Origin of the sequence: Salmonella sp. SAL4457, assembly GCF_046548235.1 — a bacterium.
Classification (GTDB): Bacteria; Pseudomonadota; Gammaproteobacteria; order Enterobacterales; family Enterobacteriaceae; genus Salmonella; species Salmonella enterica.
Map to the genome: position 1 here is coordinate 1 of NZ_JBGDZO010001457.1, position 231 is coordinate 231.

Sequence of the window (231 nt, forward strand, 5' to 3'; positions counted from 1 at the left end):
CAACCGAAGCGGTTGACGATGCCGCACGGCGCATCTCTCGTTATCTTTTCATGCAGCTGGTGGTCAATGTGACCTACGGCATCCCGATCGGCATCGGACTCTATTTCATCGGTGTTCCGAATGCCCTACTTTGGGCGGTGCTCGCGACGCTCCTGCGCTTCATTCCATTTCTCGGCCCATGGATTGCCGCGGCGTTTCCGCTGGCGCTGGCCTTTGCCATCGATCCGGGCT

1 protein-coding gene is annotated in these 231 nt (G+C 59.3%); it reads left to right on the forward strand.

Annotated elements, in window-relative coordinates; all coding sequences use genetic code 11:
• Positions 1-231, forward strand: a 231-nt coding sequence (locus tag ACLJNW_RS29010) for an AI-2E family transporter (RefSeq protein ID WP_410962139.1), incomplete at both ends; no start/stop codon positions are given.